Genomic DNA, 5,011 nt, shown 5'->3' with positions numbered 1-5,011 from the left:
ATATAGCGATATTGGGTCAGACTTTTATAGAAGATTTAATTTTATTGAAATACCTTCTTCTAAGCAAAAATATAAGGATAGTATTTGTATGTATTATTCTAAAGAAAATGATATTGACTTTATACCTTTTGATATTCCCGACTACTTTTAAAAGATATTCTTAATGAACTATCGAGGAAGGTTAGTTGAACAGTGTTGTTTAACTTGTGTTCAAATATCGGGCCAAATAAGTTAAGAAGGTGGACTCATTATAATTAAAGGGGATATGCACTAATGAAAAATATTTTTAATCATATGCATACAGCAGAAGTTTTAAAGCGTATTGACAAATTGAGTCCAAATTCACAACCACAATGGGGAAAAATGGATGTTGCCCAAATGCTAGCGCATTGTTCATCTTTCCAAGACATTGCAATGGGAAATTCTTTTCCACCAAGGAGTTGGTTAGGAATAATAGTAGGGAGGTTTGCAAAACAAATCATTTATAATGACAAGACACTGCCCCATAATATGTCTACTATTCCAACCATTTTGATTGCAGATGATAGAGAATTTGACACAGAAAAAGAAAAGCTTAAACAAAAAATTATCACATTCCAAAATAACGGACCAGAGAAGTGCACAACTCATCCGCATCCTTTCTTTGGAAAACTTACTTCTGAGCAATGGGGTAAAGGAATATACAAGCACCTTGACCATCATTTTAAACAGTTTGAAGTTTAAACATTGAAAAAAAAAATGAAGCGATGTGAATCGTTAGTTGAAGAAAGTATCTCTAAGCCTAATTACTATTCTCTTTCATAAGATGAACAATGCTTTGATTTATTCTCAATTACTATTTGAAGCAACCAACAGTATGTCTTTTTATAATCTTTTGTTTTGCCTTAAACGGGCTAAATCGGCACAACGAATTTGTTCTTCCATGAGGCGACGAGTCTTGGGCTCAAAAGAAACCAATTAAGATTCCTGCTGGGAGTGGTCGATCATCAGAAATTCGAGAAACTGTTTAGAAAAATACCTAATGAGGTGTATCACACTCGAAAGGAATTACTTAATTCACAAATGACAAGAATCTATATTTGTTTCAATTTGCCTACAGTGAATTGGAAATTATTAAAATCAAACCACAGCAATCCGTAGAACCAATGCCTCTAGAACCAGTAGCAGTGTTCATCGGTGAGCATTTTAATAAGATTCAGATAAAGCATACTGTTCAGGAACTTACATCAATTTAGGTAAATTGAATGCAAGATTTTTATAGTAATTTTCCGCAGTTATCAAAGAAATAGATAAAGTCTTGCCGTGGTCATCTAGTTTACCCTCGGCATGCAGAGTACCGATAAAAAGTGAAGCAAACAAAACATAGTCCCGAAATACACCACCCATGTAGTATTTGGGGGCTACTTGACGTTCACTTTCTTCAGCTGTTGGACAGCTGATTAATAACAATACATCGAATTTGAGTTTACTGAACACGGTTATGTTTGTATTTCTCATTTTTATCTTTTGTTCATCACAGTTAGAACATGGCTATATTACTTGCGACTTAGAAAGCGTTATGAATTTAGTTTGTAACCTAAAATTTCAAAAAACAGCTCATCCTTTAAAGTTTGAGCTGTTTTTGGATTTCTATCTATTGATTGTTGAAATTATTTCTGTGAAGTAGTATTGGAGAGGTACACTGATAATATTGAGTATTTACAGTGGGAATGGTATTGGAGTTGGATAAGCATGTATGTTTTATTACATATTTCATATAGGATTTTCACTAGACTTAGAGCTTAGAAATAGTGAAAAAATTAAGCACGAGGCGCTGGCCGATAAAAAGAAGAGAGCACCTGTAAACTACACAGCTGCCCTCCTGATTTTCTCCAAGATCCATTATTAATCTCGTACTTCTGTACAATGAAGTATTTAATCTACCGGACGGTCATCAAAATCATAGTCTACCGTGCCAGGAGCTACACGTGCATTTGTTAATGCCGGAGTTTCCGGACGGGCAATTTGATACACACTGGCACCGACAATTTCAGCTGCTTGCTGCAATTTTTCTTTCGATATCTTATCCAGTGTATCTGTAGGCTGGTGATACCAAGGCTCTACAGGGGAATGGATAAACAAGGCGGATGGAATGCCAAGCTCATGGAATGGTTGGTGGTCACTCCTGCCCAGCTGTCCATAAGGAATCGCAACATCCATCGTTCTGGCCCCTGCTGAGGAACCCAGGTCCGTCACAAGGTTTTTCATTCCATCAATGGTATACATAATCAAACCACCTGCAGGATTATCCTCGCCAGCATCACGTCCGCCTATCATATCCATTTGGAAGTGAGCCACCATGCGGTCTACATCCTCTTTGGGAAGCGAATCTGCATAGAAGGATGATCCAACGAGCCCTCTTTCCTCAGATCCGAATGTGAGGAAGCGAATTTCAGTGTCAATTGGCGTTTTGGCCAGGATCCTTGCCAGTTCCAGCACAGCTGATACACCCGAAGCATCATCGTTTGCACCAGGGCCGCCCGGGACGGAATCATGATGGGCTCCAACAGTCACGATTTGACCATTATCCTTATTGGCTTTTGGTTTTAGGGAAGCGATGACATTGTAGGATGTCTTTTCGATTCTTTCAGCTTTTCCCACTTCCAGAGTGGACGTGATTTGTTTAGTTTTAAGCTGTTCGACCAACTCTAACCCTTGGGCTTGGGTAATGGCTATAGCAGGTATATTTTGCCCCGCTGATACTTGTCCGAAATTATTTCCTGATGGTGAGTTGTTGTACATTAAAACGCCAACCGCTCCTTTATTTAGGACATTCTGAACCTTTTCAACAAAGGTAATGTCCCCACGTTCAACTAGTGCTATTTTCCCGGATACATTTTCTCCAACTTCCTCTGGCTTTGCTTTTCCAACATTAACAAGTTCGGCCGTTACCTTCCCGCTGATACTGCCGCTAATGGCACGCGGTGTTCCTCCTAAATCACTGTCACCAATTTTCACTTTTACATTTTGCACCGTATCATAGATGGGAAAAGGCTGAACCTTTGTTTCAAAACCAAGACTCTTAAACTGACTTTCTATGTATTTGACTGCACGGAGCTCCCCTTCTGTACCAGCAGCCCTCGGTTGCTCTGATAGATAGGCAATCGTATTATACATATTGTCCGCACTAATTTTTTTGATAACTTTGTTATCAAAAGCTGTGTCAGACTGGGCATTTGTTGCCCCGTTTGTTTGTGCAAATACTGTACCAGTTGATAGAACCATACCCGCAGCTAATAGTACTGTTAGTGATTTTCTATACATATAATCCCTCCTTCTTCATAATCTTCCTAATTATGTATTTAACTGAATAGTTTGTAAATGAGTCATTAGTCTTTTAATTCCAACTATCAATCGGTGTCTGACACCCGCTCTCATATATTAAAGTATGGCTCTCTTCACAGTAATTTTTTAGATCCCCATCATCACTTACTATGCGTACTTTTTCATCTTGTCTCTTAAACCAATTTTCAAGAGCTACCAATGAAAAAGCATCCGGAAATTCATCCCTCTTTTTTTTGCTAAAAGGTGGAATATCTTTAAAATACATTTTAAAAATAAAGGCAGGAGAAACATCAAATATAGAAAGACATCCACACTTGCGTCCACTAAGAATTGTTTGAATTGTTTAATATTTTTGCCTCTTTTGTAAATTTAGTATGACTATTTTTTATCTTTTCATATACTTGTTCATAAATCTTGGATTCTACTTCATCTATAATTATGTCCGTTAAATAAATAGAGATTAGTCCATCTTCAGAAGCATTTATAAGCCTCTGAAATATATCATTTTTAAAATTAAAATTCTTTTGCACAAAAACTTGTGTATCTATAAAAACATTTGTCAAATCAAACCACCTTTTAGTTCAGAAAATAGATATAGTTAGATTCACATAAAACTAACAATTATAATAGAGTAGGCGCATAAATAAAAAATGCGCCTTTCACATATTATGTCTAAAAGAAACACTGGATGATTGGAGTTAGTATGGTTTCATGGACACATTTTAGTTAAGTCCTTACAATGATTTTTGAGAGGATGTGTCCGTCTTGGAACGTAAAAATACAGGTGAAAAATATAATAATAAATTCAAGAAGACTATTGTAGATCTTTATCACTCGGGTAATTCGGTCCAAGAATTAAGCGGCGAATATGGCGTATCAGAAGTTATCATTTATAAATGGGTTAAAGAATTTACCCCTATTGGTCAACTAACGGGTGCGTTCGTATTATAAGGTTAGCCAGTTTTTACTGGTTGACCTTTTTTTAATAGAATCTATTATATCAGTAGCCAGGGTAGGACGTACGGGTGCGTGGGGCTTGATCCCGTGAACTAAATTGTCCGCCCCTACTTGTAGAAGCATGTTTGAGGCTGGTTGGGACGCAGATCTCGTATAACAAGCGAAGCTATGACACTACATGGAGGACTAGGGGTACTGGTTAATAAGTAGAGGAGGTAAAGATAATGATTCCAGTTGTTGGTCTGGATGTGGCAAAAGGAGAGAGTCAAGTTCAGGCATTCTTAGATCAATCTAAACCCTATGGGAAGAGCTTTTCAATGAAGCATATCAAAGAGGAGTTAGAGCATTTTTTAGAATTTCTAAAAGAAATTGAAGAGGTGACAGGGCAGATGCCTATGATCATTTTAGAATCTACAGGGCATTACCATTCTCCCGTTATTCAATACCTGGAGGAACAAGGGATTCTATATATCTTACTAAATCCGATTATTTCTTATCAGGCAAAGAAGTCCAGTTTACGGAAGGTAAAAACAGACGCTATCGATGCGTACCAGTTGTGTGTGCTGTATTACAAAGAGGATTTAGACCCTCATAAAATTAGAGGAATTCAGCTATTAGACCTTCGGAATTTGTCCAGACAACAGGAAATCGTAACGAATATGTATGTGGAAGCTAAACTTCAGTTTCACACCATTTTAGATCAAGTGTTTCCTGAATACCGGAAGGTTTT

At 37.3% G+C, this 5,011-nt stretch carries 5 protein-coding genes and 1 pseudogene; 3 read left to right on the top strand and 3 right to left on the bottom strand.

Annotation, left to right across the window (positions count from 1 at the left end; genetic code table 11):
* The first annotated feature begins 273 nt into the window (after nt 1-273).
* Nucleotides 274-723 (top strand): DUF1569 domain-containing protein, encoded by a 450-nt coding sequence (locus ACFWE9_RS25885; protein WP_230162810.1) that lies wholly within the window; start codon nt 274-276, stop codon nt 721-723.
* Nucleotides 724-1,914: 1,191 nt separating this feature from the next.
* On the opposite strand, the gene ACFWE9_RS25880 is transcribed toward ACFWE9_RS25885, so the two are convergent.
* The 3 genes from ACFWE9_RS25880 to ACFWE9_RS25870 all read right to left on the bottom strand — a co-directional run bounded on the left by ACFWE9_RS25880 (nt 1,915) and on the right by ACFWE9_RS25870 (nt 3,887).
* Nucleotides 1,915-3,303: a M28 family peptidase gene (locus ACFWE9_RS25880; RefSeq protein WP_290370657.1), complete on the bottom strand. Its 1,389-nt coding sequence runs from the start codon at nt 3,301-3,303 to the stop codon at nt 1,915-1,917.
* A gap of 73 nt (nt 3,304-3,376) precedes the next feature.
* Nucleotides 3,377-3,622, bottom strand: a complete 246-nt coding sequence (locus ACFWE9_RS25875) for a PIN domain-containing protein (RefSeq protein WP_377359519.1) — start codon at nt 3,620-3,622, stop codon at nt 3,377-3,379.
* A gap of 25 nt (nt 3,623-3,647) precedes the next feature.
* Nucleotides 3,648-3,887, bottom strand: a complete 240-nt coding sequence (locus tag ACFWE9_RS25870; RefSeq protein WP_253074201.1) for a PIN domain-containing protein — start codon at nt 3,885-3,887, stop codon at nt 3,648-3,650.
* Nucleotides 3,888-4,089: 202 nt separating this feature from the next.
* Between ACFWE9_RS25870 and ACFWE9_RS25865 the strand changes: the two are divergent.
* Together ACFWE9_RS25865 and ACFWE9_RS25860 are read left to right on the top strand one after the other, a co-directional pair.
* Nucleotides 4,090-4,245, top strand: a pseudogene (locus ACFWE9_RS25865) (transposase); the annotation flags it as partial.
* 260 nt (nt 4,246-4,505) lie between these two features.
* The coding region (locus ACFWE9_RS25860) for an IS110 family transposase (protein ID WP_377359516.1) at nt 4,506-5,011 on the top strand (506 nt) is incomplete at its 3' end.

It is taken from the genome of Peribacillus sp. NPDC060253 (genome assembly GCF_042727425.1).
In the GTDB taxonomy this organism is placed as follows: domain Bacteria; phylum Bacillota; class Bacilli; order Bacillales; family DSM-1321; genus Peribacillus.
Note: the sequence above shows the minus strand (reverse complement) of the source record. Positions and strands in the feature narration are given on the sequence as shown.

Bases quoted from the DNA above. Each gene is read 5' to 3' on its own strand.
- ACFWE9_RS25885 (WP_230162810.1), top strand. From the start codon at position 274: ATGAAAAATATTTTTAATCATATGCATACAGCAGAAGTTTTAAAGCGT.
- ACFWE9_RS25880 (WP_290370657.1), bottom strand. From the start codon at position 3,303: ATGTATAGAAAATCACTAACAGTACTATTAGCTGCGGGTATGGTTCTA.